Raw genomic sequence first — 25756 nt, 5'->3', positions numbered from 1 at the left:
TTTTACCACCTTTATAAAAGGATTCTATCTTTCACTTCTTCATCAGAGATAATTTCTCCGTCCCTAAACCTTACAATCCTTTTGCAGTGCATTGCAATATCCGGCTCATGAGTAACCATTATAACTGTTGCCCCATCATTATTAAGCTCTTGAAATATCCTCATTATTTCTATTGAGGACTTTGTATCAAGGTTTCCTGTAGGCTCATCAGCCATAATTACTGCAGGGTCATTTACTATAGCTCTTGCAATTGCTACTCTCTGCTTTTGTCCACCTGAAATTTCATTTGGTCTATGCTTTATTCTATCACTTAGACCTACTTTATCCAGGGCTGTCATAGCTCTTTCTCTTCTTTGCTTGGCTGGAATTCCTGCGTAGGTCATAGGAAGTTCTACATTTTCTAAAATATTCATCCTAGGCAGCAAGTTAAAGGCTTGAAATACAAAACCAATTTCTTTATTTCTTATATATGCAAGTTCTTTATCATTTAAATTGGTTACTTCATTATCATTTAAAATATATTTTCCGCTGTCAAATCTATCAAGGCAGCCAAGAATATTCATAAATGTAGATTTTCCTGAGCCAGATGGTCCCATTATTGCAGTGAACTCACCTTTTTCTATTTTTAGATTAATATTCTTAAGTGCTGTAAAATCAATATCTCCTGTTACGTACTTTTTAACTATGTCTTTAACCTCTATCATTATTTACCAACTCCTGATTCTTTTACGAAGCTACCGTCATGGATGGAGGCACTTGGATTTAGTATTACACTATCTCCCTCATTTACTCCGCTTATAATCTGAACATCTGTGTCAGATTGGATTCCTAGTTTAACTTCCTTTTCGTAAGCCTTATTTCCTTGAATAACATATATATAGTTTTTATCATTCTTATCAGTTTTTATTGCCTCAACAGGTACCATCAAAACCTTACTTGCTTCTCCTAAAAGTATATCTACATCATTGTCAAAGCCTACCTTTAAGTCGTTTCCTGGATTTGCGATATCTATTTCTACATTTAAGCTGCTATCTGTTCCTGAAGCTGAAACCGTCTGCTTGGCTGCAGGGTCTATAAAAGAAACCTTACCATTATATTGATTATTTTGAGTTTTAATTATTGCAGTTTGACCTAAAGAAAGCTTTGCAGCATCATATTTGCCAACAGAAATAACTCCCTTTAAATTGCTTAAGTCCTGAATAGTTATAGCTGCCATTGCAGGATTACCAGTAGAACCTACCACTGCATTTACTGCAGTTATCACTCCATCAAAATCAGCAGTTATAGAATCTGAATTTTTAGCCAGACTTGTTTTTGCATTATCCAAGGTTATTTTAGCTAGTGCAATTGAATTATCAGCCTGCTTTAGCTGCTCATTAGAAAATGGAAGCTTCAAAGAATCCCTAGTCTGCTTTAATTGCAAACTCTGACTTTGAAGAGCAGATACATTTGCAATATCCTGAGGATTTTTACTTGCCTCAGCAGCTGAAATCTTAGCATCTAAATCAGCTATTTGCTTATCCAAATCAGCCATTTTACTGTTCATATCATTATTTGCATTAACTTCACTTTGTTTTGCAAGTGCTGCATTATCATATTGAATTTGTGCTTGTTTAACTGAAGAATTTAAATCAGGGGTATCATATTTAACTAGAACTTCACCAATTTTTACTGTATCTCCAACCTTTACATTAACTGCTGATACTTTACCTGATAGTCCATAATAGTCCTTGCTGTTCTTTGATTTTATGGAGGCAGTAGTAGATAAATAGGATTTAATATCTCCCTTTACAGCCTTAGTGGTTTTAACTGAGGTATACTTAAGCTTGTTTTGGCTTTGAACTCTTAGGAAAATTACTCCTCCAATTACAAGTATTATAATTGCCCATATAACGTATTTCTTTTTCATAGTTCTCTCCTCTGCTCCTTTTTCTTCTTTTAAATAAATTATCAATTTTTATGTGCATTTAATTTTAAACACCATAAAAATACTCTTTTGAATTATTATAGTTACTAACCATTTAATTATACAAGCCTTTAATTTACTTTTCTATAAAGACCTCTGGAATTAATATTTATTTAATAAAATTCATAGGAATAATAACTACAATATATGAAATATGTTTCATGAGCTGATAGCAACCTGCCACCATTTTGTTACATAAAAAGACATGCCGAGTTAATCAGCATGCCCTTTCATTTCGGTCATTTTGAATACATTTGTCTTCATAATCATATTGAGAACATATTTTATGTTCCGCTCCAGTTCTACACGGGTAAGAAGTCCTGTGGACAATGCGCTCATGATATTGGAAGAATTTCCTATGGGCATCCTTACATCATTTCCTGCTTTGACCTCCTTATAGGCTTTTGAATTGTTGCCCCAGTCCGTCATTACCATTCCCTTATAACCCATTCTCCATGAAGGATATTGGTAAGCAGATCATAGCTCTCAGCAGTTTCAGTACCATTAATTAAATTATAGGAGGACATAATGCACCAAGGTGACACTTCCTTAACTGCAATTTCAAAACCCTTTAAGTAAATTTCTCGAAGTGCACGTTCAGTTATTCTACTGTCGCTGCTGCTGCGGTTTACCTCTTTGTTATTACCTGCAAAATGTTTTAATGTAACTCCTACTCCCTGAGACTGAACACCCTTTGTTAAAGCTGCAGCCATTTTACCAGCTATAAGAGGATCTTCTGAGAAATATTCAAAATTACGCCCGCATAATGGATTTCTATGTATGTTCATACCTGGAGCTAGCCAAATATCTACTTTATTCAACTTGGCCTCTGTTCCAACTGCTATTCCCATTTGTTTTATTAAATCAACATCCCAGGTGCATGCAAGCAGTGCCTCAACCGGCCATGCAGTGCAGTGAGTAGAGAGACGTAAGCCTGCAGGCCCGTCAGAAGTTTGTGCACTTGGAATACCATAATCGCTCAAGCCTCCAATTCCGCCCGTACCTCCTGCTATCTGCGCTCTCTTACTGCCAGATAAATCTGCCAGCTGCTGATTGGTTAACTGTGCAATAAATTTATCCATGAGGCTTGGGTCTGCATAAACATCGCCAAGCATTATTTTACTATTTGTTGGTTCTGTTACTACTGCTGTAATTGCAGGGCTAACAACTATACTCTGGTTAACTACTGTTGTAGCTTCTGTATTTCTCAAAGTCATATAATCAAGATTTCCAAAAGGATTTTTAAGAGTTTCGTAGGTTCCATCAGCCAATAGTCTTCTGTAAAGTATCTACCAATTTACCTGAAGGGTTAACCACTCCACATAATACATCTGCTGCAGCATTACCATCTTCCATTCCCGGCTGCCATGCCACTAGAACGGAAATTCCTGGATAACTTGCTATCCAGGAAGTGTCTATTAGGGCACCAATATTGAGCACAACTACAAGCTTTTCAAAACCTGCTTTAGTAACCCTATCCAGAATGGATACTTCAGCGTGGCTTAGGTAATAATCTCCCTTTGCAGTAGTCTTGTCAGAGCCTTCGGAAGAATATCTGCTTATGGTAACTATAGCTGTCTTTGCATACGCTGCAGCATGGTTAATCTGAGCATCTGTTAGAGTCATCTCACCTTTTCCACCACCTGCAATATAGCTGCTGTATGCATCAGCCAAAGGTTTGTAAACAGAAATCTTTCCCTCTTTCTCTTTATTTTGCATTCCCTGTAACAGGTTCACAACATAATCAACCTTTACATTACCTGAACCTCCACCGCCCTTTTGAAAGTTAATCTGACCGGATCCGAAAAGAGCAACAGACTGGCCTTTTGGAATTGGCAGTGAACCGTGATTTTCCAGTAAAACCATACCTTCAGTTGCAATTTTTCTGGACAGCTCCATATTTCCTAATACTGAAACTGCTTTTACATTAATCCTCACCGGATCCAATGTCACAGTTAAAGCTAAAGCCATCACAGCAGAAAAAACTTTCTTTAAATTCATTTTTTCCCCTCCTCATTTTTATAATTATGCCACACCTTTAGAGTATGTACGAAACCCTTTTCTCTAATTCACCAATCTTTTTTTAGAATTCTCTAGAAAACGTTACTGCCTTTTTACAACATTATAAAAGGAGATATATGCCATTTAGTGGTCATACATCTCCTTTTATAAACTTTTACCAAACAGGTGGCTTCTTTTCATCTACAGTGGTAGTCCAGTTACCAGTCATATCTTCATCTTTTATTGTAATATAATACTTTTTCTGACTATTGTTTTGTTTATCAGTAAAAGTTATTTCGCCTTTGTAAATAAAAGTTTTGTAACCTATAGTTTTAATTTCCATAACGGTATCATAGGACTTAGTTTGAACATTTGCAGTGGAAGGAGGCATAAGTTCTGCACTGCTGACTCTTGAAGCTAGACTCGCTTTAAAATCTTCTAAATCTGTGGAAAATATAAATTTTGCAGCTTCCACATCATTATTCAAGTTAATCCCTATGGTTTTTCCTTTTCCAATTCCTTTGGCATAAGCATCTGCTTGATCTAATAGTAGCCCATAATAAATTTTGTTAAAATCCTTAGGTTTTCTTATGTTCCAAAAATTCTTAATTATATCGTTGTCAATTCTTTTAGAAACAACATAAACCTTATCAGCACTATAAAGATTTCCTGCATCTTTTTTATCAAGGCCTGCTATATAATTAAACTTATAAATCTTACTTGAACTTTCCTCCATTTGAAACTCATAATCAGGATCTAATGTGGATTTATTAGTAACTTCCTTTGCTGTGGATAAAATATCATATAGGTCAGCAATAGCTTTCTGATCCGTTACAACAAATCTGAAGCCAGGATCCCTCACATTTTGTATTACTATTTTCTTAATTTTTCCTTGCTTAATATATTCAAAATCATTATTTTTCATACCAAGTTTAACTTTTAAAGTATCCACCTTAGTACAGCCATATAATAGAGGTGTTAATAAAATAATTAATAATATACTTATGAAACGTTTATTAATAATCAACGTTTATTCTCTCCTTATCCTAAGCTTAAATTAAATTTGTAATATCCTCAATAAATAAGAGAAGCATATAGCTTCTCTTATTTCATTAAATAAAATTATAATACTATAAAACTATTAAAGCAATGTTTTATTGATTTTCTTCAAAGGTATCTACAATTGCCTTAAAAATAGTAGGCATATTTTCTTTAAAGTTTAAATCCCTAACATAAAAGGTAAATCTTATAAATTTATCCTTGTCCTTTATAAAATATTCATAGCCTTTGTAATTTCCTTCCTTAGAGGTCATCATCCTATAAGTTAATAAGTAACCATCATGCTTTTTTACTACTATAGGAGTTATATTATATTCGGTATATTCAGCATACTTTTGACTTAGTCTCAGACTTCTATCTAAAAAACTTTTTAAGTCTTCATTAATTGACCAAACTTGTACAAAGCCATGAATAATTCCATCTTCCGATGTAAAATCATTATGATATAAAACTTCACTTCCTGAAAAGCTCTGCTTCTTTGTCTGCCAATTAGAAGGTAACTTGTAGCTGAATTTTACTTCTGGAATCTCATATTTTTTTAAAGAATTTATATTACTTTGAATTAATGCAGTATATTTCAATCTTCCATCAAATTTATTTTCTAATCCAAATAGTACTAACATTAAGCCCACAATAATAACAGTTACTCCAAGCCTCTTTTTATTTACAATAATTAATTTCATTTATATCCCCCATGCATATGTTTACTCAATAAATTATATGTACAAGCCCATTTAATTATGAATGTGGAAATAAAAGTTGAAGAATGATGAATAAACATGTCTTATTTCTTAAAACACCTTCATTCTTCATTCTTCATTGAACCTTCTGTTATTGTTCATTATTAAATATTAATTACCTAACAGGGATAACAATTGTAGAATTATTAAAATCATAGAACATTAGCCAATAACCCATACTATTTTCATTTTCCTCGTAGGGTACTAGCGGAACCCATGTAACAAAGCCTGATTTCCCGCCAAATGGCTGGTCTGACCTAGCTTTAGTTCCAGGAATACCATAAACGAAATATTTCATATTATTGTCTTTATCAAATTTATATCCCATAAGGTAATGTTTATGTTTTCCTATATAAGGGTAATAATTCATCATAGGATTATATACTATGGTGTTTTTATTATAGTCACTGCTCCTATGCATATCTTCAGGTCTGTTTACAGGCACCTTATACCATTTACATCTTTTTATTTCGTGAAAATAGCCTTCTAATTCTTCAAAATCAGAAACTAGATTTCTAAAGAAACTGCCCATTTCCCCTGAAAAATAAGTATCTTTCTGCTCATTTTGCTTTTTCTTTTCTTCATACCCAATTTCAATTTTTACTTCATATTTATCTTGAACATTTTTCTTTTTATTTCTTAGATCCTCATTGTTATAGTATTCATCTTCATTTAACAGCGGATATTCCTCTTCTTCATTATTTATAACATCCTCATCAATTTGTTCTTGTTCCTCTGGAAATACATTAATTTCTTCTTCTGAATCTAAAATCTCCCTAATGGGTTCTTCTTCATTTTTCTTAGCTTCTTCAATCTTCTTTTCATATTCCTCAAAAATATTTTCTTTTTCTGTTTCTGTTTCAACTGGCTTTAAAGTTTCAACTGGTTTTTCTAATTCAATTGGTTTTATATCCACTCTTTCCTCATGTTTCTTGTTTTCATCCTCAGTGATTTCGAAGCCCTTCCATTCTGGTATATCAGTACTTGTAAATCCACTCATAACTGAAATTAAATTAGTATTCATAAATCTAACAATGGCTGCTCCTACAACTTTATCAACACCAATATTACAGTTTGCCACATTATCCACAGGATACTCGTAAGAAACTTCAGTCCTGCCATACTCATCTATGTTCATTTCCCCAATTCTAATAATCTTCTTTACATCTTTTTTATTGCAGACTAAAACCATGAAATAAGGCGTACTTTCTTTCTTTAAGTTTTGAACATAGTAAGATACTTTACATTTATCGTTCTTTATTTCTAACTTAGCATAGCCAGAAGGTAATTTATCTGAGCCTAGAGCATAGCCTTTCTCATCTTCCTGTAATATAATAAAATATCTGCTGTAACTCTTTTTTTGCGTCAACTCTTGTCCCTCCAAAAAATTTATTCAATATATTATATGAATGCAGGTAATAAAAGTGAACAAATATGTAATAAAAAAACAACAGGACCTATTCCTGTTGTCTATATAGCACAATATTTCACTAATCTTAATTGGATAATCTATTAATTAAAAGAGACAAGCTAAGATAAACTCACTGTTTTATTTCATAAACAGCATCAGCTAAATTTGCAAATTCCTGCAGAGAAAGGGTTTCCCCTCTTCTTTTAGGGTCTATTCCTGCTTTAAGAAAAGCTTCTTTCATAAGCTCACTATTTACACCTAAATTTTTCATTGCATTCCAAAGTGTTTTTCTTCTCATATTAAATGCTTCACGTGATATTCTAAAAAATAGCTTTTCATCCTTAACCTGAACACTTGGTTTATCTAATTTGCTTAGCTTTACAACTATTGAATCCACCTTAGGCTGAGGAATAAAGCTAGCAGGTGTTACCTTTCTTATAACGTCAGCAGAGCAGTAGTACTGTGTTAATATAGAAAAGGCACCATATTCTTTTGTATTAGGAGCTGCTGCTATTCTCTCTCCTACTTCCTTTTGAATCATAATAGTTAGGGATTTAAAATTGTAACCTTCAGTTAATAGCTTAACTATTATTGGAGTTGTAACATAGTATGGCAGGTTAGCCACTACCTTTACAGATTTTTCTTCTCCTATAAGTTCATTAAAATTAACTTTTAAAGCATCTTTATGAATGAGCTGAAAATTGTCAAAATCCTTTAACTCTTCATTAAGTATTGGAAGAAGATTAGCATCTAGTTCAATGGAGCAGACTCTTTTAGCCTTTTTTAATAATTCTCTAGTAAGAGTACCTACTCCAGGTCCAATTTCAATAATAAAATCCTCTTTATTTACTTCAGCACCTTTTATAATGTCCATAAGTACACTATCATCAATTAGAAAATTTTGGCCAAGACTTTTAGTAAATTTAAAACCATATTTTTTAACTATATCCTTAGTAGATAATTCCATAATCTTTTCTCCTATATATTTATGCGTTTTATAGCTTCTATAAACTCTTCTCTTGTTATGCCATAGTTATTTAGTCTAGTAAGGAATTGATTAGAGTTACAGTAGCCTATACCAAGCTCCTTGCCCAAGGCATCTCTTCTTTCCTTAGCTTTATTGTCTCCTGTGAGCTTAAAAAATACCAAGTCTTGAATATTAAATTCCTCCCTTTTTTCTTTCACTTCACATTTTGCTAAGTTAAGGGCTCTTAATATAGCGTCTGGGGAGGCATTTTCAACACCTATATCATCACCTTTTAATCCTTCCTGCTTTGTTATATAAGCATGTTTAATTCCCTGTACTCTTTTTGCAATTATTCTTCTTATTTTATCTCCTGCATAATCTGGATCTGTAAGAACAATAACTCCTTGTCTTTTTTGAGCTTCCTTTATTCTAGCGATAACTTTTGCATTTATTCCAAATCCACCAACTGCGATTATCTCAGCATCTACAGCTCTTTTAACAGCAGTTATGTCATCTCTGCCTTCAACAACAATTACTTCTTTAATCATGGATCCTCCTATAGAAATGTTAATCTACTTTTTATGCTTATTATATTTTGAATTAAGTGCTTATAATTGTCAAGGCAAAAAAATAAGGAGACCTATGCTCCTATTTTTTACTTCAAGATATATACATTTACGTTTTTGACTCCCCAATTAAAACATTCACTATCTGTTTCAAAAAATACATCGATAGCATTTCCTTTTATGGCGCCCCCAGTGTCCTCCGCAACAGCGTAACCATAACCTTCAATAAAAAGTTTTGTTCCTAGCGGAATAACACGAGGGTCTACGGCAACTGAACTGTAGCCCTGAGGGTCTCTTTTTGCAATAGTTCCTGAGGCTGTTTTTCCATAATTTTTATCACCAGGTCTCTTGCCTGTACTTGAAAAACCAGCAGAATAAGCTGTCGTTCTGGCTCTAAAGGATGTTTTATACATGACATCTTCGCCGCGGGACAGACTTACAGTTGAAAGAGTACCTACAGCAACTATCTTTTGAACTGGGTTCTTTGTTATAGTTTCATCAATAACATCTCTTTTTACTTCTTTACCATTTTCATATACTAACTTAGTAGTAATAACTTTCTCGCCTTCCTGACCATCTTGAAGTACTTTGGTTGAACCTTTCTTTGCATTCTCATCTTTTTTTACGACAGTTGCAAAATCTAGAATCTGTTTTTCCTCTAGAATCTTTGTTTCAACCCTAGTCACTATTAATTTTAATCCTTCCTTTACTACTGCGTCCTTTGAAGGAATTACCTTGTCTTCTTCAAAGATTTTTATTCCCTCTGAATTAAACATCTTGTCAGCAGTAGCCTCTGTTGTTTTAATATTAAGCTCCTCACCATCAACTTCTACTGTTACATTAACAGCTCTTTTAATGTCTATTCTGTCATTCTTTTGAAGTTTATTATTTATACTTGGCGTTGTCTTGTCCTTAGATCCTAAGACTATGTTGTTTACCTTTAAAGCATCTTCAAAAGTACTTCTAAAGGTAGTTATTTTTGTCTCTTTACCGTCTATGGTTACTATTATTGTTTTTCTATTGGCGTCTATACCTATGGTAACACTCATTAATAACAGCATTACTATAAATATTGCCTTTGGACCATTTGTAAAGCAGCTTTTAAAAGCGGCCTTCAACTTATCCATACTAATTACCTCCCTAAGCAAAAGCGGCATTTTATCCACTAAAGCTTGTTATTTCACTGTAAAATGCATGACTATGCATAAGGAAAAAATAAAATGAGTGCAGAACTTAAATAACACAGTCTTTGTAGGAGGTATTTTATAGGACAACACCTATGTATAAAAATGTAAAAATTTATAAGATATTTAATTATATGCCAAATATCTAATTTTTAATCAAAAAAATAAAAATAGACTAAATTTTAGTCTATTTTATCTATTTTTATTAGGATATCTATGTTAATTGAGCAGGTCGCTACCTATTTAATCAAATATTAGATTAATTTAAGCATTCTCTTAACATTATTTATTGTAGCTGCAGCTATTTCTTCCTCAGAAATTCCTTTTAATTCAGAAAGCTTTTCTATTATATACTTTATGAAATCAGATCTGTTTCTTTGGCCTCTATAAGGAACAGGAGCCATATATGGACAATCTGTTTCCACAAGAATTCTTTCAAGTGGTACTTCTTTAGCCACATCTATAATTTTTTTTGCATTTTTAAAGGTTACTACCCCTGTAAAACCTATATAATAACCAAGCTTTACACACTCTCTTGCAAATTCGGTGCTGCCGCCGAAGCAATGGAGCACACCTTTAACCTCCGTAAATTCCTTTAATATGTTTAAGGTATCCCCATGTGCATCTCTATCATGAATTACTACAGGCAGGTTTAGTTCCTTTGCTAGCTGCATTTGAGCTTTAAATACACTTTTTTGGATGTCCCTGGGCGGATTTTCTTCATAATAATAATCTAAACCTATTTCACCTATGGCTCTTACTTTTTCGTTTTTCGCCATTTCTCTAAGTTCAGCTAGAACTGAATCATTAAAAGAATTTGCATCCTCGGGGTGTATACCTACTGCAGCATAGAAGAAGTCGTAAGTATCAGCTAGCTTTACTGAGGCTCTTGCTCCCTCAAGAGAAGCCCCACAATTTAATACTCCAACTATACCCTTTGCTTTTAATTCTTTTATTACTGTTTCTCTATCCTCATTAAAGCTTTCATCATCATAATGTGCATGAGAATCAAAAATATTTAGCATATTTATCTTCCTTCCATGAAAACAGCTTTAGTTAAAATTAAACTAACAAGTTTTACTTCACTACAATAAGCTCATAATCTTGATGGCCAAGCCCTAATTCTTCTGCATAACCTAAGCCTACTCTCCAATCTGTATTTGGATGAATATGATGTATTTTATCTCCTACCTTATGCTCATGACTTTCTGAGACTCTTTCCTCCAGCATGCTTCCCTTTGCTACTGGAGCATTATTTACCATATCAATTGAGGCTTTATCTAAAGCCACTAAGTCGTATGATGCCATAATTCCTAGGTCAGGAACAATTGGAACATCATTGCTGTCCCAACAGTCGCAGTTAGGAGAAACATTCATAATGAAGTTAATATGAAAATTAGGCTTTTCATTAATAACTGCATAAGCATATTCTGCTATTTTTTCATTTGCTGTATCTGCTGACTCATTCCAAATTACCTGTGCAGATTCAAATTGGCATACAGCAACACATTGCCCGCAGCCAACACATTTATCATAATCAATAGCTGCCTTTCTATTTTCATTAAATTCTATTGCTTCCTGTGCACAGTTCTTAATGCATTGTCCGCAGCTTACGCAGTTCTCCTCTACAATTGTAGGTTTGGAGGCAGAGTGCATTTCAAGCTTCCCGCCTCTAGAACCTGAACCCATGCCTAAATTCTTTAATGCTCCCCCAAAGCCTGTCATTTCATGGCCCTTAAAATGATTCATAGATATTATTATGTCCGCATCAGCAATTGCAGTACCTATTTTAGCTGTTTTACAATGCTTCATATTTAGTTCAACTTCTCTAAAGTCTGTTCCCTTTAAACCATCTGCAATTATAACATGACAGCCTACAGCTAATGGGTTAAAGCCATTTTCATAGGCAGCTTCTAAATGATCAACTGCGTTAGCTCTTCTTCCAGAATAAAGAGTATTAGAATCTGTAAGAAAAGGTATTCCCCCTAAATCTTTAATAATTTTAACTACCTTAGCTGCATAATTTGGTCTAATATAAGCAAGATTTCCTGGTTCTCCAAAATGAATTTTTATAGCTACAAATTTATTTTTAAAATCAATTTGTCCTATGCCTGCTTTTTTTATTAATTTTTCTACTTTGTCTAAAAGATTTACTCCTGGTTTAGTTCTAAGGTCTGTAAAATATACTTTTGATTTCTCCATTGTTTACCTCCAATATTTTTGTTTTTATTTAATTATAAGCTTTCCTTTAGTATTTGGTATAGTAAATTGCAGCTTTCCGTAAGCCGAATTTGTTTGAATAAGCTCATTATTAAAGGTTACCTCTTTATATTCTAAGCTATTTATTATGAATTTAAAACTCTTATAGCAATAATTATATCCTTTATTTAAGATGTCTACATCAATAATAAGTTCACTTTTTCTTTCCATCGTAAACTTGTATAGGTTATACTTTCCTTTTTGATATTCAAAGCTTTCTCCGTCATCCTCATAGTGAGCATACTCACAGCTTCCAGGATAGATGTCTAAAATCAATTCTTCAATATTTTTCTCACCTATATAGCTTTGCTCAGGATAATTTGGAATTACACTTCCTGCCTTTATATATATAGGACAAATATCTAAAGGAGCCTCTTTTATTATAGTATTAGTACCTGTAATAATTTCACCAGTCCAATAATCTATCCATTGTCCTTCAGGTAAGTATACTGCTCTAAAGGTTTTCCCCTGCTCAACTACTGGAGCTACTAAAATATTTTCTCCAAAAAGGAACTCATCATTTAGATTATAGGTATTCTTATCCTCTGAATAATGCAGCACTAGCGGCCTCATAATTGGAAGCCCATTATTTTCGCCTTGCCACATTAAATCATATAAATATGGGATTAGTTTATATCTTAGCTTTATGTATTTACGGTTAATATCTAAGGTATCCTTATCAAAAGCCCAAGGCTCTTGATCCCTTGTATGTATTGCAGAATGATTCCTAAATAGAGGAGTAAAGGTACCTACCTGTATCCATCTTGATAAAAGCTCAGGAGTACAGTCAAAGCTAAAGCCTCCTACATCTGTTCCGCAAAAGGCAAAACCGCTTAAGCCTAAGTTTATAAGCATTGGAATAGACATTCTTAAGTGTTCCCAAAAACTTTGGTTATCACCTGTCCATACAGTTGAATATTTTTGTGTTCCTGCATAACAAGCTCTTGTAATAACAAAGGGTCTTTTTTTAGAATAATTTTTTATACCTTCGTAGGTTGCTTTTGACATAAGATGCCCATATTTATTATGTGCCTCCCTATGATCAGTTTGTCTTCCATCATTGTAAAACTGTACTTCATCTGGAAGTGGTCCATTAAAGCTAGCCGGCTCATTCATATCATTCCAGATTCCTGCTACCCCCTCTTTAAGTAGAAGCTCTTGATTCTGGGCCCACCATTGTCTTACTTTCTCATTTGTAAAATCAGGATAAAGTGAATCCCCTGGCCATACTGCATTTACATAGGGTACTCCATCCTTATCTGTTGCAAAATAATTATTTTTTAAACCTTCCTCAAAAATTTTATAACCCTTATCCTTCTTTACTCCAGGATCAATAATAGTAACAAGCTTAAAGCCCTGCTCCTTAAGATTCCTAGTAGTTTCCGCCGGGTTTTCAAATCTTTCCTTATCCCAGGTAAAAACTCTAAAGCCATCCATATAATCTATATCCAAATACAAAACATCACAAGGCAAATCATTTTTTCTAAAACTATTTGCAATTTCTTTTAATCTCTCCTCTGGTGCATAACTCCAGCGGCATTGCTGATAGCCAAGTGTCCACCTTTGTGGCAGCGGAGTCCTGCCTGTTAAATCTGTATATCCTTTAATTACATCTGTAAGCTTCGGTCCAGCAATAAAATAATAATCCAAATTTCCATCATCTGCACCAAAATAATAATATTTACTATTTTCTTTTCCCATATCAAAATAGGATTTAAAGGTATTATCGAAAAAGATTCCGAAGGCTTCTTTTTCTCTTAATACAGTAAGAAAGGGTATTGACTTATATAGTGACTTATGACCTTCTACATGGGGGCTTGGATCATCAGTATTCCACATTTCATAGCTGTAGTTTCTTTTATTTAAAGGTCCAGTTTTATCTCCTAGGCCGTAAAAGCATTCATCTCCAAATAACTTTTTTACTACTTGAATTTTATGTTCCTCTCCATTTTCTTCAACTTTATGGCCTTCTTCCTTAGCTATGCTAACGTTTCCGCGCCTAATAAAAGGCTCTCTTTCACCTTCATATTCGGTGCAAATTGGCTCGTTATTTATATTATAAAAATCTACCTTAAAATCATCTTTAATAAATATTTTAAGCTTATCAGTACAAATTTCTACTATTTCATTGTTTTTAATTACTGAAAACACACACTCTTCTATTTTTAAATCTTCCACGGCTTCTGAATAATGATTATCATATTTTAAGGGCGAAAATACATTTATTATAGAAGAAGAAATGATTTCTATTATTCCAATTCCATATTGCAGCTCAAATTCAACTTTATTAGTATGTGCCTTATAATTTATTATTTTTCCTAACATTATTGTCACCTCACTGGTAATTTTTATTGTTTTCATTTCTTACCTATATAATTTTAATTCACTTTAGAATAATAGTAAATATTTGAATAAATATTAGATTAAGTGGTAGACTATAGATGTTGATATTTATTAAAAAAATATTGACTGTAGTTTTTTAACATTTAGGAGGTTTATTTAAATGCAAGGAACAGTAAAATGGTTTAATTCACAAAAGGGCTTTGGCTTTATTACAACAGATGATGGCAAGGATGTCTTTGTACATTATTCAGGTATTGAATCTAGCGGCTTTAAGACACTTAATGAAGGAGATAAAGTCAGCTTTGATTTAACTCAGGGTCAAAAGGGAGATCAGGCAATTAATGTTAAGCCTGCATAATATGTAAGAAGCATTTAACCTTACCAGGTTTATTAATATAACTTTTTAAAAGAATATTAAGCTTCTAGTATGATAAAAGACCGCAATCTGCGGTCTTTTATATTTTAATACTTAATTTTACTTAGCCTTATGGATATTATATTTGTTAATAGGTTATTGTTTATTATGCTTAATAAATATTTTTTATCTGTTAGCCTTTTCTGCAATCATTTTAGCTAAATCATGTGCCATTTTGTCTATCTCTTCCTGATTTTCTCCTTCTAGCATAACTCTAACAAGAGGTTCTGTACCAGAAGGTCTTATTAAAACTCTTCCACAGCCATGAAGCTTTTCTTCCATGCTTTTTATTTCATTTATAATTTCTTCATCAGTTTCGTAGATATTCTTCTTATTATTTGGTATCTTAGCATTAACTAAAACCTGTGGAAGCTCTTTCATCATAGAAGCAAGTTCAGATAGTTTCTTGCCGCTTTTCTTAACTATAGATGCTATTTGAAGTCCTGTTACAAGTCCATCTCCAGTAGTATTATAATCTAAAAATATAACATGACCTGACTGCTCTCCACCTAGCTTATATCCTTCCTTAACCATTTCTTCAAGTACATATCTGTCTCCAACCTTAGTTTTAACAGTTTTAATATCTTCTTTATTTAAGGCAATTTCAAGACCTAAGTTGCTCATTACTGTTACAACAACAGCATCCTTATTAAGCTTCCCCTGCTCCTTAAGATATTTTCCGCAGATTGCTATCATAAAGTCGCCATTTACTAAATTTCCTTTTTCATCAATAGCAAGACATCTGTCTGCATCACCATCAAAGGCAAGCCCTAAGTCACAGCCCTTCTTTACTACATATTCCATTAGTTCTTCAGGATGTGTAGAGCCGCAATTTTTATTTATATTTACTCCATCTGGGTCATTATTAATAACTACAACTTCTGCACCAAGACTTCTAAAGGTCTCAACTGCTGCTATATAGTTAGCTCCATTAGCGCAGTCTAAGGCTATCTTCATACCTTTAAAATCAACATCAATTGTGGATTTTGCAAATTCTATATATTCATCTAAGCCAGCTTCCTCTGTTTTCTTTCTTCCAAGGTCTCCACCAACTGGTGAAGGTACCCCTTCAAAGTTGCTTTCTATAACTGCTTGTATTCTATCCTCTAATTCGTCTGAAAGCTTATATCCTTGTGAATTAAAAAACTTAATACCATTATATTCTACCGGATTATGAGAAGCTGAAATAACTACTCCTGCATCTGCTCCATATTTTCTTGTTAAATAAGCTACTGCTGGTGTTGGCACAACTCCTAATCTCAAAGCTTCTGCCCCTACTGAAAGTATTCCAGCTACAAGTGCTGCTTCAAGCATATCTCCAGATATTCTTGTATCCATACCAACTATGATTTTAGGTTTATGAGCTCCTTCTGTAAGTACATAAGCTCCTGCTCTTCCTAAATCATAGGCAATTTGAGATGTTAATTCTTTATTTGCTATACCTCTTACTCCATCAGTTCCAAACATTCTACTCATTTATTAAACCTCACTTTTCGTCTTTACGTAAACACACAATTTTATTATATTATATTTGTTATTTTATTACAATGTAAAATAATTACTACAGACTCTATGAGTAGAAATTTTAAAGGTTACAGTACATTTCATATTGGGATATATTATCCCTTGAAAATCCTATTTTCTTTAAAAAGCCCATTAGTGATGCATTATTTGGTAAACCAATACTAAGTTTATCTAAATCTAGCTGTATAACTGCATGATTAATAAGTGAAGCTGCTATATGCTTTCCTCTATGCTCTTTAATAACATAAAGATAATTAATTTTTGAATTTTTATTAGCACTAATAACTGCAATAAGCTCGTTATTAACATAAGCGCCGTAATTTTCCTGTCCTTTTAATTTTTTAATATAATCTATATCATTTTGCCAATTTATATGTACGTCTGAACTTTTTTCTGAGAAACCCTTTAGTTTCTGGAAGTTAATTTCTTTAATATCAACTTCATTATTTAACTTTTGCTCTATTATTTTTAAATTATCTCCACTGAAATAAGAGAGATCATATATTTTTTCATAGCCTGTTTTTTTATAAAAATTTATAGCTCTGTCATTTCCCACTATTACCTCTAAAAATAGCTGCTTACATCCATTTTTAATTGCTTCTTTTTTATGAAGTTTCATAAGTTCTTTGCTTATCCCTAGACCTCTATAACTTGGGTCAATAGCCATTGTTCCGCATCTCATAGTTTTGATTCCCTCATAGACCTTTACTCCACCTAGTACTAAACCTATAGGTCTTTCATTATCTAAAGCTATAAATGAAGTTTCTAGGCTATTTCCCTCAGGTCCAAAGAACCTTTCTAGAAATGCTTCCTTTGGCATTTGAATTTTAATAATATAGTCAGAAAAACCTATACTAAAGGCGTCGTATACCTTTTGTAAATCAACCTCACTGCATCTTTTATAATTTATCATAACATTCTCTCCATTTTCCACAATTATAATATTGATAACTTTTCATCAGATGTATATGTCTCAACTATTCAATTATAATATTCTTTTTTGATAATTGTTATCTTTTTAAATAAAAACAAGGTGGTTACTACTTAGTAAAGCACCTTGTTAAACTAACATTTAATTTATAGTCTGATAATAAAATTAAGCTACGTACTGAGCACCTTTTTCTAATGCTTTTTTATTTGACTCATAGAATTTTTCTTTACCATGATCCTTTAGCGCCTTAAGCAAATCCTCCATTGAAACTATTCCAGTTTTTGCAACTAAGGCTCCTAGAAGTACCATATTTGCAATAGTCTTGCTTCCTATTTCCTCTGCAATTGTTTGAGCAGGGATACTTATAACCTCTAAGTCCTTTCTTTCTGGAACCCTGTTTACAAGGTCACTATCCACTATTAATAAGCCATTTGTTTTAATAGCATTTTCAAATTTATCTAAGGAAGGTCTATTCATTACAACTAAAGTTGTAGCTTCATTTACTATTGGTGAACCAACTGTCTCTTCAGTAAGAATTACTGAACAGTTAGCAGTACCTCCTCTCATTTCTGGACCATAAGAAGGTAACCAGGAAACATTAAGCCCGGCATCCATTCCAGCATAAGCTAAGAACTTTCCCATTGAAAGAATACCTTGGCCTCCAAAGCCTGCAAATAAAATTTCTTGTGCTGCCATTTTATTTTACCTCCTGCATTCCAGTGGTATCTTTTTTAACACCTAATGGATAATAAGGTATCATATTTTCTCTTAGCCATTTAAAGGACTCTGAAGTTGATAAACCCCAGTTAGTTGGGCAAATTGATAAAACCTCTACCATGGAGAAGCCTTTCCCAGCTAATTGGTTTTCAAATGCCTTTTTTATAGCCTTTTTTGCTTTTATAACATTTGGTACACTGTCAACAGATACCCTTTCAATATAAGCAGCTCCATCTAAGGTAGCTATCATCTCTGAAACTCTAATTGGATGGCCAGCTGTTTTAACATCTCTTCCATAAGGCGTTGTTTCAGTAACTTGCCCTGGAAGAGTTGTAGGAGCCATTTGTCCTCCTGTCATTCCGTATATGCAATTATTTACAAATATAGAAACTATATTTTCTCCTCTTGTTGCTGCATGAACAATTTCAGCTGTTCCAATTGCAGCTAAATCTCCATCACCTTGATAGGTAAATACTACGCTATCAGGATGTGATCTTTTTATCCCTGTTGCTACTGCTGGTGCTCTTCCATGTGCTGCTTCGAACATATCGCAGGCAAAATAGTCATAGGCTAAAACTGAACATCCTACAGGTGCAACGCCAATAGTTTTATCTAATATATCTAATTCATCTATAACTTCAGCAATAAGTCTATGGATTACCCCATGAGTACATCCAGGACAATAATGAGTAGGTACATCTAATAGAGCCTTAGGTGGTTGAAATACTATTGCCATTATTCTCTACCTCCTGCTACTTCTTCTCTTGCTTCTTTAAAGCCTATAATTTCCTTTACTTTATTTAATATTTCCTCTGGATGTGGAACCATTCCACCTGATCTTCCATAGAAATGGACTGGTTTTCTTCCGTTAACTGAAAGTTTAACATCCTCAACCATTTGTCCCATGCTCATTTCTACAGAGATATATCCATGTCTTGTATTATTTACTGTTTTTTCAAAAGCTTCTACTGGGAATGGCCATAGTGTTATTGGTCTAATAAGACCAAGCTTTATGTTGCATTCCCTTGCCATCTTAATAACATTCTTGCATATTCTTGAAGTTGTACCATAGGCAACTATAATTAAATCGCAATCTTCGTTGCAATTGTATAATTCATATCTAGTTTCATTCTTTTTAATATCATCATATTTAGCCTTAAGCTTAATATTGTGATTTTCTAAGGATTCTGGATCTAAATATAATGAATTTATAACATTATGAGTCTTTCTTCCCTTTAAACCATTAGCAGCCCAATCTTTATTAGGAAGTTCTCTCTTTGATCTTTCTTTGAATTCAACTGGTTCCATCATTTGTCCAAGCATTCCATCTCCCATAACCATACAGGGAGTTCTGTACATATCGGCAACATCAAAAGCTTCTTGAACTAAATCCACCATTTCTTGAATTGAAGCCGGAGCATATACAGGCATTTGGTAATCGCCATGTCCGCCTCCTTTTGTAGCTTGAAAATAGTCAGACTGAGCAGGCTGAATTCCTCCAAGTCCTGGACCACCTCTAACAATATTTATAATAACACAGGGAAGTTCAGCACCTGCTATATAAGATATACCCTCTGCCTTTAAGCTTATTCCTGGGCTTGATGAAGAAGTTAGTACTCTAACTCCACTCCCAGCTGCACCATAAACCATATTAATTGCAGCTACTTCACTTTCAGCCTGTACAAAAACTCTTCCAAGCTTAGGCATCATCTTTGACATATAAGCAGCTACTTCAGTTTGGGGTGTAATAGGGTAACCAAAGAAGCACTGGCAGTTAGCTCTAATAGCAGCTTCGCCTATAGCCTCATTTCCCTTCATTAATACCTTTTCACTCATTATGAACCCTCCCTTATTTTTCAACAACTATAACGCAGTCTGGACACATTCTAGCACATGAAATACAGCCTATGCATTTACTCATTTTGTCCTCTGTAACCTCTGCTGGATGATAACCCTTAACATTTAATCTTGATGAAAAAGCTATAATTTTTGTTGGACAAACTGCAATACAATTACCGCAGCCTTTACATCTCTCTTCGTTAAAAGTAACTCGTGGCATAATCTTCCCTCCATCCTTTTAATTGTATTTACCTCCATGGTGGTTTCATATAAATGTCAATAGGTAAAATTTCGCCCTGCACTTTATTTTTAATCTCTTCTGCAAAATCTCTTCTGCAAACTGTATATTTATAAGGAATTGTAAGTTTTTTTGAAAGCTCACAGACCTCCTTATCCCCCTTTAATATATCCTCTAGAGTAGTCTCATAGGATAAATTGGTATTTGAAATTAAATGTGTCACCTTAAGTCTTGAAGTATATTGTATAGCTTTAATATATTCTTCAATGTCTTCTATATTTGAAGTTTGAGGTCTATTATTATTAATTACAAAATACATATCATAGGGCTCTTCCCTAAAAAATCTATTATATTGTCCAAGAACCACAGCTCCCATATCATCCCCACCTATGTCCATAACAACCTCATAGGATTTATCATTAAATACTGATATGATTTCTGCAGGTACAACGGCAAGCTCAGCATTTGAATAATGGGGATTTGAGGCTATTACCCTTATTCCATATTCACTATTTAAATATTCACTGATATCCCTTACACAAAAGTAGGGATTAACGATATCTATGTCAGCAATTGCTACCTTTTTACCCTGCTTTGCTAAATTAATTGCATAATTTATAGCTATTTCTGTTTTGCCACTTCCAAAATGCCCAGTGAAAATTCTAATTCTGCTCATAAAACACCTCACTTCATAGATTAATTATAGTCTTTTGCTTCCTCTTCTCCGTTTAAAACCCTAATTCCGCCTTGTGCTAGTGCTAAAAGCTCATCCTCTCCAGGGTAAACAATAACAGGTGCAATAAATTTCACTCGTTCTGTTATAAGTTCTACTATTTCCTTACCATAAGCAATACCTCCAGTTAGAATGATACCTTCTACCTTTCCACAAAGTACTGCAGCACATTTCCCAATTTCTTTAGCTACTTGGTAAGCCATAGCCTTTAAAATTAATTCTGCCTTTTTGTCTCCCTCATTCATAGCTTTTGCTACAGCTCTAGCATCATTTGTATTAAGATGAGCAACAAAACCGCCTTTACCATTTATTATTTTTTTTATTTCTTCATAGGTATATTTAGAACTATAACACAACTTAATTAAATCTCCAACAGGAAGACTTCCTGAACGTTCTGGAGAAAATGGGCCTTCTCCGTCTAAAGCATTGTTTACATCCACTACTCTACCATTTTTATGAGCTCCAACAGAGATGCCGCCTCCTAGATGTGCAACTATAATATTTATGTCTTCATATTTTTTATTAACATCTTTTGCGTATCTCTTTGCTATAGCCTTTTGATTCAATGCATGAAAAATACTTACTCTTTGTATTTCGGGAATTCCTGAAACTCGAGCAACTTCCTGAAGTTCATCAACAACAACAGGATCCACTATAAAAGCAGGTATATTGTGCTCTTTTGCTATCTCATTTGCTAAAATTCCCCCAAGGTTTGAGGCATGCTGACCTAAGAAACCAACTTTTAAATCTTTGAGCATAGCATCATTAACCTTATAGGTTCCTCCTTCAATAGGCTTCAGCAGCCCTCCTCGTCCGATTACGGCATCTAAAGAAGATACATCGAAGGATTTTTCTCTTAGTATGTCTAATATGATTGCTTTTCTAAATTCTAGCTGTTCATATATACTATTATACTTTCCAATTTCTTCAGTAGAATGTCTTAAGGTTTCGATTAATAAAGGTGTTTCATCCTCATATACACCAATTTTTGTTGAGGTTGAACCTGGATTAATTATTAGTAATTTGAAAGACATATTTATCCCCCTATATTTCTGAAACTAATGCAGCAAGAGCAATTGCATTTAACTTTGACTCAGGACTGTCTGCTCTTGAAGTTAATACTACAGGTGCAGCAGCACCTACAATTATTCCACCGCTTTTAGAGCTTGTAGTGTAAGTTAAAGTCTTATACATTACATTACCAGCCTCAATACTAGGAAGTAATAAGATATCCGCTTTTCCAGCAACTTTACTTACAATTTTCTTATGTTTTGCAGCCTCTTCTGACAAGGCATTGTCTACCGCTAAAGGCCCGTCCACTATGCAGCCCTTTATTTGTCCTCTTTCATTCATTTTAGAAAGTATAGAAGCATCAATAGTGGCTGGCATATCAGGATTAACAACCTCAACTGCACATATTGGTGCAACCTTTGGAATTTCTACTCCTACAGCCTTTGCTACAGTTACTGCATTATTTAATATATCTATTTTTGCTTTTAGATCTGGATACATATTAAGTGCTGCATCAGTTATAAATATAAGCCTATCATAGCCTGGTATTTCAAATACTGCTACATGTGACATTAATCTTCCAGTCCTAAGACCAATTTCTTTATTCAATACAGCTCTTAGAATAGTTGCAGTGTCAAGAAGCCCTTTCATTACCATTTGAGCTTTTCCCGTGGAAACTAATTCTACAGCCTTAAGAGCTGCTCTGTTATTATCTGGCTCATGAATAATTTCTAAATCGTTTACATCTAAATCTATAGATTTTGCAATTTCAATTATTTTATTTTTATCTCCTACTAATATAGCATTAATAAGTCCTAAGTTTTTCGCATCTCTTATTGCTTCTAAAACAGGCTCATCTTGTGCTGCTGCTACAGCAATAGTTTTACGGCTGTTATTTTTTACTTTATCTAGTATTTCTGCGAAACTATTACTCATTTGCTCTTCCCCCTATCTTTAAATAAAATTATAAAAATATAAATATATTAATTTATTCAAGTTTGAAAGTAGATAATTTTCCCTCGTTTTTTAATATTCTGATAATTAAAGTTAAAGCTGTCTATCTATATAAACTTCATCTTCGTATATTTTAGCTTTTTCCTCACCCATTAAAACTCTTAAGGCTCCTTCATAAAGAGCTGTCATTTCATCCTCTCCAGGAACGTATTCTACAGGTGCTATAAAGCTTACCATTTCTTCTATTAAGTCCATTAATCTTTTATTGTTAGCCAGTCCTCCGGTAATAATCACTGCATCTATTTTCCCATATAGAGCTGTTGCATAGGCACCTATTTCCTTTGAAATTTGATAGGCAAGAGCTTTTAGAATAAGTTCTGCCTTCTTATCTCCCTCATCTATTCTTCTATTTACTTCTCTACCATCATTTGTTCCCAAATAAGCTATAAAACCAGCTTCACTTACTATTTTCTTTTTCAGTTCCTTGTAAGTGTATTTACCGCTAAAGGCTAATTTGGCTACTTCACCTACTGGTAAGCCTCCAGCTCTTTCAGGTGAAAAAGGACCATCTTCATTTGCATTATTCACATCGATTATTCTGCCGTTTTTTATTGGTGCTATTGATATTCCACCGCCTAAATGAACAACTACGAAAGAACTGTTATCAAAGCTTTTCCCTAATTTATTACACACCCTTCTTGTTACTGCTTTTATATTAAGAGCATGAACAAGGGATCTTCTAGGTAAACAAGGGTGTCCAGAAATTCTAGCAACCTCTTCAAATTCATCTACTGCTACCGGATCCACTATAAAGGCTGGAACCTTTGCCATATTAGCTATCTCATAGCCAATTATACCTCCTAAGTTAGAGGCATGTTCTCCTTGTATGCCCATCTTTAAATCCTTTAACATTTCCTCTGTAACATTGTAGGTTCCCCCAGGCATAGATTTTAAAAGTCCTCCTCTGCCTACCACTGCACATAAATCTGTAATAGCTATTTCATTTTCCTTTAACCAATCTAATATAATATTTATCCTCATCTGCTTTTGGTCATAAATTTTATCAAACTTTTTAATTTCCTCTAGAGGATGAATTAAGTTTGCATTTAATAGATTAGTATTTTTTGAATATACGGCTATTTTTGTGGAAGTAGACCCTGGATTGATAACGAGAATAAGCCCCTTTTCATTCATAAAATTTTCCCCCAATGAAAATTTTGTTATTTTCAGAAAATAAATATTTTCCCCACAATTCCATTTTATCAGATTATAAATGAAATTCAAGCCTTCATAAAATTATTCTATAGGTGCCCATTCCTTCATAATTGCTTCTGCAATTCTTAATCCATCTACTGCAGCAGAGATGATTCCACCTGCATAACCTGCTCCTTCCCCAGCTGGATAAAGACCTAAAGCTTTATTAATCTGCAAGTTTTCATTCCTTTCTATTCTAACAGGTGCAGAGGTTCTTGTTTCTATACCAGTCATAACTGCATCCTCTGCAGCATAACCTTTAATTTTTCTATCAAAATTAATTAGGCCCTCTTTTAAGGCATCAGTTACAAATCCAGGAAGGCAGTTCTTTAATTCCTTGAACTCATAACCTGGTTTATAACTAGGAATAACTTTTCCTATTTTACTGCTGCCTCTATCCTTTAAAAAGTCACCTACTAATTGAATAGGAGCTGTATAATTTCCTCCACCTAATTTATAAGCCAATTCTTCATAGTGCCTTTGAAACTCCATACCACTTAGAGGACTTTCTAATCCAAAATCCTCAGGTGTTACATTTACTACCAATGCAGAATTTGCATTAGCCTTATCTCTTTTATAAAAACTCATACCATTAGTAACCAGTCTATTTTCCTCAGAAGCTGCTGCTACCACTTCTCCTCCAGGACACATACAGAAGCTGTAAATTGATCTATTTAACCTATTAGAGGAATAGCTAAGCCTATAATCTGCAGCCTTTAATCTCTCATGCTGTGCAAACTTCCCATATTGAGCTTCATCAATTAGGCTTTGAAGATGCTCAATTCTAACTCCAATAGCAAATGGTTTAGGTGTTAGCCTTAAGTTATTCTTATGCAGCATCTCATAGGTATCTCTTGAGCTATGCCCTATGGCCAGGACTAAGTTTTCACAGGGAATTCTTTCACCATTAACTATAGCTTCGCAAATACAGCCGTTTTTAACGACTATATCCTCTAGTTTATTGTTAAATCTTACTTCTCCACCTAGCTCTATAATCTCTTCCCTAATATTTCTTACTACAGTCTTTAAAATATCTGTTCCAACATGGGGCTTGCTAAAGTACAGTATTTCCTCGGGCGCCCCAGCTTTAACAAAGGCTTCAAGTACATAATCACATCGATTGTCCTTTATTCTTGTTGTTAATTTCCCATCTGAAAAGGTACCAGCTCCCCCTTCTCCAAATTGAACATTGGATTCTTTATTAAGCTTACCGGTACTCCAAAAGTTATTTACGCTTATAGTTCTTTCTTCTACCTTTTGTCCTCTTTCTATAATAATTGGCTTATATCCCTTTCTAGCCAATAAAAGGCCGGCAAACATACCTGCCGGCCCCATACCAACTACAATAGGCCTATTTCTCATTTTCCTTAAGCCAAAGATCACTTCATCTGTATATTTTATAGCCTCAAGCTTTAAATCCTTATCTTTAAGTTTTGCAAGAAGTGCTTTCTCATTTTCTGTGGTAATCTCTAAAGTGTAATTAAATTTTATAGCATCCTTTTTTCTTGCATCAATACTCTCTCTTAAGACCTTAATTGATTTAAGCTGAGACTTTGTGAGTCTCAGCTTTTTCAAAACTTTGTCTTCTAATATATTTTTGTCTTCCTCTATATCAAGTATTATATTGTTTACTCTTATGGGCAT

At 33.8% G+C, this 25756-nt stretch carries 26 protein-coding genes; 1 reads left to right on the top strand and 25 read right to left on the bottom strand.

Annotated elements, in window-relative coordinates; translation table 11 throughout:
• Nucleotides 1-11 precede the first annotated feature (11 nt).
• The 14 genes from ACJDUH_RS00525 to ACJDUH_RS00460 form a co-directional block, all read right to left on the bottom strand.
• Nucleotides 12-704, bottom strand: a complete 693-nt coding sequence (locus ACJDUH_RS00525) for an ABC transporter ATP-binding protein (RefSeq protein WP_406763195.1) — start codon at nucleotides 702-704, stop codon at nucleotides 12-14.
• Entirely contained in the window at nucleotides 704-1909 is a 1206-nt protein-coding gene (locus tag ACJDUH_RS00520; RefSeq protein WP_406763193.1) for an efflux RND transporter periplasmic adaptor subunit, read from the bottom strand. The genes ACJDUH_RS00525 and ACJDUH_RS00520 overlap by 1 nt, the downstream gene beginning before the upstream one ends.
• A gap of 270 nt (nucleotides 1910-2179) precedes the next feature.
• Nucleotides 2180-2416: a hypothetical protein gene (locus ACJDUH_RS00515; RefSeq protein WP_406763192.1), complete on the bottom strand. Its 237-nt coding sequence runs from the start codon at nucleotides 2414-2416 to the stop codon at nucleotides 2180-2182.
• Entirely contained in the window at nucleotides 2395-3237 is an 843-nt protein-coding gene (locus ACJDUH_RS00510) for a glycoside hydrolase family 3 protein (protein WP_406763191.1), read from the bottom strand. The genes ACJDUH_RS00515 and ACJDUH_RS00510 overlap by 22 nt, the downstream gene beginning before the upstream one ends.
• The gene (locus ACJDUH_RS00505) at nucleotides 3230-3967 is read right to left on the bottom strand and encodes a glycoside hydrolase family 3 protein (protein ID WP_406763190.1); all 738 of its coding nucleotides are present in this window, start codon (nucleotides 3965-3967) and stop codon (nucleotides 3230-3232) included. Before ACJDUH_RS00505 ends, ACJDUH_RS00510 begins: the two co-directional genes overlap by 8 nt.
• Before the next feature lie 175 nt (nucleotides 3968-4142).
• Nucleotides 4143-4994: a YhfM domain-containing protein gene (locus ACJDUH_RS00500; RefSeq protein WP_406763189.1), complete on the bottom strand. Its 852-nt coding sequence runs from the start codon at nucleotides 4992-4994 to the stop codon at nucleotides 4143-4145.
• 127 nt (nucleotides 4995-5121) lie between these two features.
• Nucleotides 5122-5709 (bottom strand): PsbP-related protein, encoded by a 588-nt coding sequence (locus ACJDUH_RS00495; protein ID WP_406763188.1) that lies wholly within the window; start codon nucleotides 5707-5709, stop codon nucleotides 5122-5124.
• Between the two features lie 172 nt (nucleotides 5710-5881).
• Nucleotides 5882-7135, bottom strand: coding sequence for a DUF7922 domain-containing protein (locus ACJDUH_RS00490; protein WP_406763187.1), 1254 nt, complete (start codon nucleotides 7133-7135; stop codon nucleotides 5882-5884).
• Nucleotides 7136-7307: 172 nt separating this feature from the next.
• The gene (gene rsmA / locus ACJDUH_RS00485) at nucleotides 7308-8144 is read right to left on the bottom strand and encodes a 16S rRNA (adenine(1518)-N(6)/adenine(1519)-N(6))-dimethyltransferase RsmA (RefSeq protein ID WP_406763186.1); all 837 of its coding nucleotides are present in this window, start codon (nucleotides 8142-8144) and stop codon (nucleotides 7308-7310) included.
• A gap of 11 nt (nucleotides 8145-8155) precedes the next feature.
• Complete coding sequence (rnmV, locus tag ACJDUH_RS00480; RefSeq protein ID WP_406763185.1) at nucleotides 8156-8692, bottom strand: ribonuclease M5; 537 nt, start codon at nucleotides 8690-8692, stop codon at nucleotides 8156-8158.
• Nucleotides 8693-8799: 107 nt separating this feature from the next.
• Nucleotides 8800-9837, bottom strand: coding sequence for a 3D domain-containing protein (locus ACJDUH_RS00475; RefSeq protein WP_406763184.1), 1038 nt, complete (start codon nucleotides 9835-9837; stop codon nucleotides 8800-8802).
• Between the two features lie 311 nt (nucleotides 9838-10148).
• Nucleotides 10149-10919 carry a TatD family hydrolase gene (locus ACJDUH_RS00470; RefSeq protein ID WP_406763183.1) on the bottom strand — a complete coding sequence of 257 codons (771 nt, stop codon included), beginning with the start codon at nucleotides 10917-10919 and terminating at the stop codon, nucleotides 10149-10151.
• A 52-nt stretch (nucleotides 10920-10971) separates the two neighbouring features.
• The gene (locus tag ACJDUH_RS00465; protein WP_406763182.1) at nucleotides 10972-12096 is read right to left on the bottom strand and encodes a DUF362 domain-containing protein; all 1125 of its coding nucleotides are present in this window, start codon (nucleotides 12094-12096) and stop codon (nucleotides 10972-10974) included.
• A 24-nt stretch (nucleotides 12097-12120) separates the two neighbouring features.
• Nucleotides 12121-14478 (bottom strand): glycoside hydrolase family 31 protein, encoded by a 2358-nt coding sequence (locus tag ACJDUH_RS00460; RefSeq protein ID WP_406763181.1) that lies wholly within the window; start codon nucleotides 14476-14478, stop codon nucleotides 12121-12123.
• A gap of 178 nt (nucleotides 14479-14656) precedes the next feature.
• On the opposite strand from ACJDUH_RS00460, the gene ACJDUH_RS00455 reads away from it, so the two are divergent.
• Complete coding sequence (locus ACJDUH_RS00455; RefSeq protein WP_406763180.1) at nucleotides 14657-14854, top strand: cold-shock protein; 198 nt, start codon at nucleotides 14657-14659, stop codon at nucleotides 14852-14854.
• 183 nt (nucleotides 14855-15037) lie between these two features.
• Here the strand turns inward: ACJDUH_RS00455 and glmM are convergent, their stop codons facing one another.
• The 11 genes from glmM to ACJDUH_RS00400 all read right to left on the bottom strand — a co-directional run bounded on the left by glmM (nucleotide 15038) and on the right by ACJDUH_RS00400 (nucleotide 25756).
• On the bottom strand, nucleotides 15038-16387 hold the full coding sequence (gene glmM, locus ACJDUH_RS00450; RefSeq protein WP_406763179.1) for a phosphoglucosamine mutase: 1350 nt from the start codon (nucleotides 16385-16387) through the stop codon (nucleotides 15038-15040).
• A gap of 109 nt (nucleotides 16388-16496) precedes the next feature.
• Complete coding sequence (locus tag ACJDUH_RS00445) at nucleotides 16497-17348, bottom strand: GNAT family N-acetyltransferase (protein WP_406763178.1); 852 nt, start codon at nucleotides 17346-17348, stop codon at nucleotides 16497-16499.
• A gap of 183 nt (nucleotides 17349-17531) precedes the next feature.
• A complete protein-coding gene (locus ACJDUH_RS00440; RefSeq protein WP_406763177.1) occupies nucleotides 17532-18062 on the bottom strand; it encodes a 2-oxoacid:acceptor oxidoreductase family protein in 531 nt (176 codons plus the stop codon).
• A 1-nt stretch (nucleotide 18063) separates the two neighbouring features.
• Complete coding sequence (locus tag ACJDUH_RS00435) at nucleotides 18064-18819, bottom strand: thiamine pyrophosphate-dependent enzyme (protein ID WP_406763176.1); 756 nt, start codon at nucleotides 18817-18819, stop codon at nucleotides 18064-18066.
• Entirely contained in the window at nucleotides 18819-19919 is a 1101-nt protein-coding gene (locus tag ACJDUH_RS00430) for a 3-methyl-2-oxobutanoate dehydrogenase subunit VorB (protein ID WP_406763175.1), read from the bottom strand. Before ACJDUH_RS00430 ends, ACJDUH_RS00435 begins: the two co-directional genes overlap by 1 nt.
• 13 nt (nucleotides 19920-19932) lie before the next feature.
• On the bottom strand, nucleotides 19933-20142 hold the full coding sequence (locus ACJDUH_RS00425; RefSeq protein WP_406763174.1) for a 4Fe-4S dicluster domain-containing protein: 210 nt from the start codon (nucleotides 20140-20142) through the stop codon (nucleotides 19933-19935).
• A gap of 28 nt (nucleotides 20143-20170) precedes the next feature.
• Nucleotides 20171-20836, bottom strand: coding sequence for a nucleotide-binding protein (locus ACJDUH_RS00420; protein ID WP_406763173.1), 666 nt, complete (start codon nucleotides 20834-20836; stop codon nucleotides 20171-20173).
• 20 nt (nucleotides 20837-20856) lie between these two features.
• A complete protein-coding gene (gene buk / locus ACJDUH_RS00415) occupies nucleotides 20857-21927 on the bottom strand; it encodes a butyrate kinase (protein WP_406763172.1) in 1071 nt (356 codons plus the stop codon).
• Nucleotides 21928-21937: 10 nt separating this feature from the next.
• Nucleotides 21938-22840, bottom strand: coding sequence for a phosphate butyryltransferase (ptb, locus tag ACJDUH_RS00410; protein WP_406763171.1), 903 nt, complete (start codon nucleotides 22838-22840; stop codon nucleotides 21938-21940).
• A 111-nt stretch (nucleotides 22841-22951) separates the two neighbouring features.
• A complete protein-coding gene (gene buk, locus ACJDUH_RS00405; RefSeq protein ID WP_406763170.1) occupies nucleotides 22952-24052 on the bottom strand; it encodes a butyrate kinase in 1101 nt (366 codons plus the stop codon).
• A gap of 102 nt (nucleotides 24053-24154) precedes the next feature.
• Nucleotides 24155-25756 (bottom strand): NAD(P)/FAD-dependent oxidoreductase, encoded by a 1602-nt coding sequence (locus ACJDUH_RS00400; RefSeq protein ID WP_406763169.1) that lies wholly within the window; start codon nucleotides 25754-25756, stop codon nucleotides 24155-24157.

Source organism: Candidatus Clostridium radicumherbarum (assembly GCF_045310525.1).
Classification (GTDB): Bacteria; Bacillota; Clostridia; order Clostridiales; family Clostridiaceae; genus Clostridium_AT; species Clostridium_AT radicumherbarum.
The sequence above is the reverse complement of the archived record's forward strand: the minus strand, read 5'-3'. Positions and strand labels throughout refer to the sequence as shown.

What these genes read in the sequence shown, in the direction of transcription:
- ACJDUH_RS00520 (WP_406763193.1), bottom strand. Translation starts at nt 1,909, where the DNA reads ATGAAAAAGAAATACGTTATATGGGCAATTATAATACTTGTAATTGGA.
- ACJDUH_RS00430 (WP_406763175.1), bottom strand. Translation starts at nt 19,919, where the DNA reads ATGAGTGAAAAGGTATTAATGAAGGGAAATGAGGCTATAGGCGAAGCT.
- rnmV (WP_406763185.1), bottom strand. Translation starts at nt 8,692, where the DNA reads ATGATTAAAGAAGTAATTGTTGTTGAAGGCAGAGATGACATAACTGCT.
- ACJDUH_RS00465 (WP_406763182.1), bottom strand. Translation starts at nt 12,096, where the DNA reads ATGGAGAAATCAAAAGTATATTTTACAGACCTTAGAACTAAACCAGGA.
- ACJDUH_RS00515 (WP_406763192.1), bottom strand. Translation starts at nt 2,416, where the DNA reads ATGGGTTATAAGGGAATGGTAATGACGGACTGGGGCAACAATTCAAAA.
- ACJDUH_RS00495 (WP_406763188.1), bottom strand. Translation starts at nt 5,709, where the DNA reads ATGAAATTAATTATTGTAAATAAAAAGAGGCTTGGAGTAACTGTTATT.
- ACJDUH_RS00425 (WP_406763174.1), bottom strand. Translation starts at nt 20,142, where the DNA reads ATGCCACGAGTTACTTTTAACGAAGAGAGATGTAAAGGCTGCGGTAAT.
- glmM (WP_406763179.1), bottom strand. Translation starts at nt 16,387, where the DNA reads ATGAGTAGAATGTTTGGAACTGATGGAGTAAGAGGTATAGCAAATAAA.
- ACJDUH_RS00475 (WP_406763184.1), bottom strand. Translation starts at nt 9,837, where the DNA reads ATGGATAAGTTGAAGGCCGCTTTTAAAAGCTGCTTTACAAATGGTCCA.
- buk (WP_406763172.1), bottom strand. Translation starts at nt 21,927, where the DNA reads ATGTCTTTCAAATTACTAATAATTAATCCAGGTTCAACCTCAACAAAA.
- ptb (WP_406763171.1), bottom strand. Translation starts at nt 22,840, where the DNA reads ATGAGTAATAGTTTCGCAGAAATACTAGATAAAGTAAAAAATAACAGC.
- ACJDUH_RS00525 (WP_406763195.1), bottom strand. Translation starts at nt 704, where the DNA reads ATGATAGAGGTTAAAGACATAGTTAAAAAGTACGTAACAGGAGATATT.
- ACJDUH_RS00470 (WP_406763183.1), bottom strand. Translation starts at nt 10,919, where the DNA reads ATGCTAAATATTTTTGATTCTCATGCACATTATGATGATGAAAGCTTT.
- ACJDUH_RS00400 (WP_406763169.1), bottom strand. Translation starts at nt 25,756, where the DNA reads ATGCCCATAAGAGTAAACAATATAATACTTGATATAGAGGAAGACAAA.
- ACJDUH_RS00420 (WP_406763173.1), bottom strand. Translation starts at nt 20,836, where the DNA reads ATGAGCAGAATTAGAATTTTCACTGGGCATTTTGGAAGTGGCAAAACA.
- ACJDUH_RS00505 (WP_406763190.1), bottom strand. Translation starts at nt 3,967, where the DNA reads ATGAATTTAAAGAAAGTTTTTTCTGCTGTGATGGCTTTAGCTTTAACT.
- ACJDUH_RS00435 (WP_406763176.1), bottom strand. Translation starts at nt 18,819, where the DNA reads ATGGCAATAGTATTTCAACCACCTAAGGCTCTATTAGATGTACCTACT.
- ACJDUH_RS00445 (WP_406763178.1), bottom strand. Translation starts at nt 17,348, where the DNA reads ATGATAAATTATAAAAGATGCAGTGAGGTTGATTTACAAAAGGTATAC.
- ACJDUH_RS00455 (WP_406763180.1), top strand. Translation starts at nt 14,657, where the DNA reads ATGCAAGGAACAGTAAAATGGTTTAATTCACAAAAGGGCTTTGGCTTT.
- ACJDUH_RS00460 (WP_406763181.1), bottom strand. Translation starts at nt 14,478, where the DNA reads ATGTTAGGAAAAATAATAAATTATAAGGCACATACTAATAAAGTTGAA.
- ACJDUH_RS00440 (WP_406763177.1), bottom strand. Translation starts at nt 18,062, where the DNA reads ATGGCAGCACAAGAAATTTTATTTGCAGGCTTTGGAGGCCAAGGTATT.
- buk (WP_406763170.1), bottom strand. Translation starts at nt 24,052, where the DNA reads ATGAATGAAAAGGGGCTTATTCTCGTTATCAATCCAGGGTCTACTTCC.
- rsmA (WP_406763186.1), bottom strand. Translation starts at nt 8,144, where the DNA reads ATGGAATTATCTACTAAGGATATAGTTAAAAAATATGGTTTTAAATTT.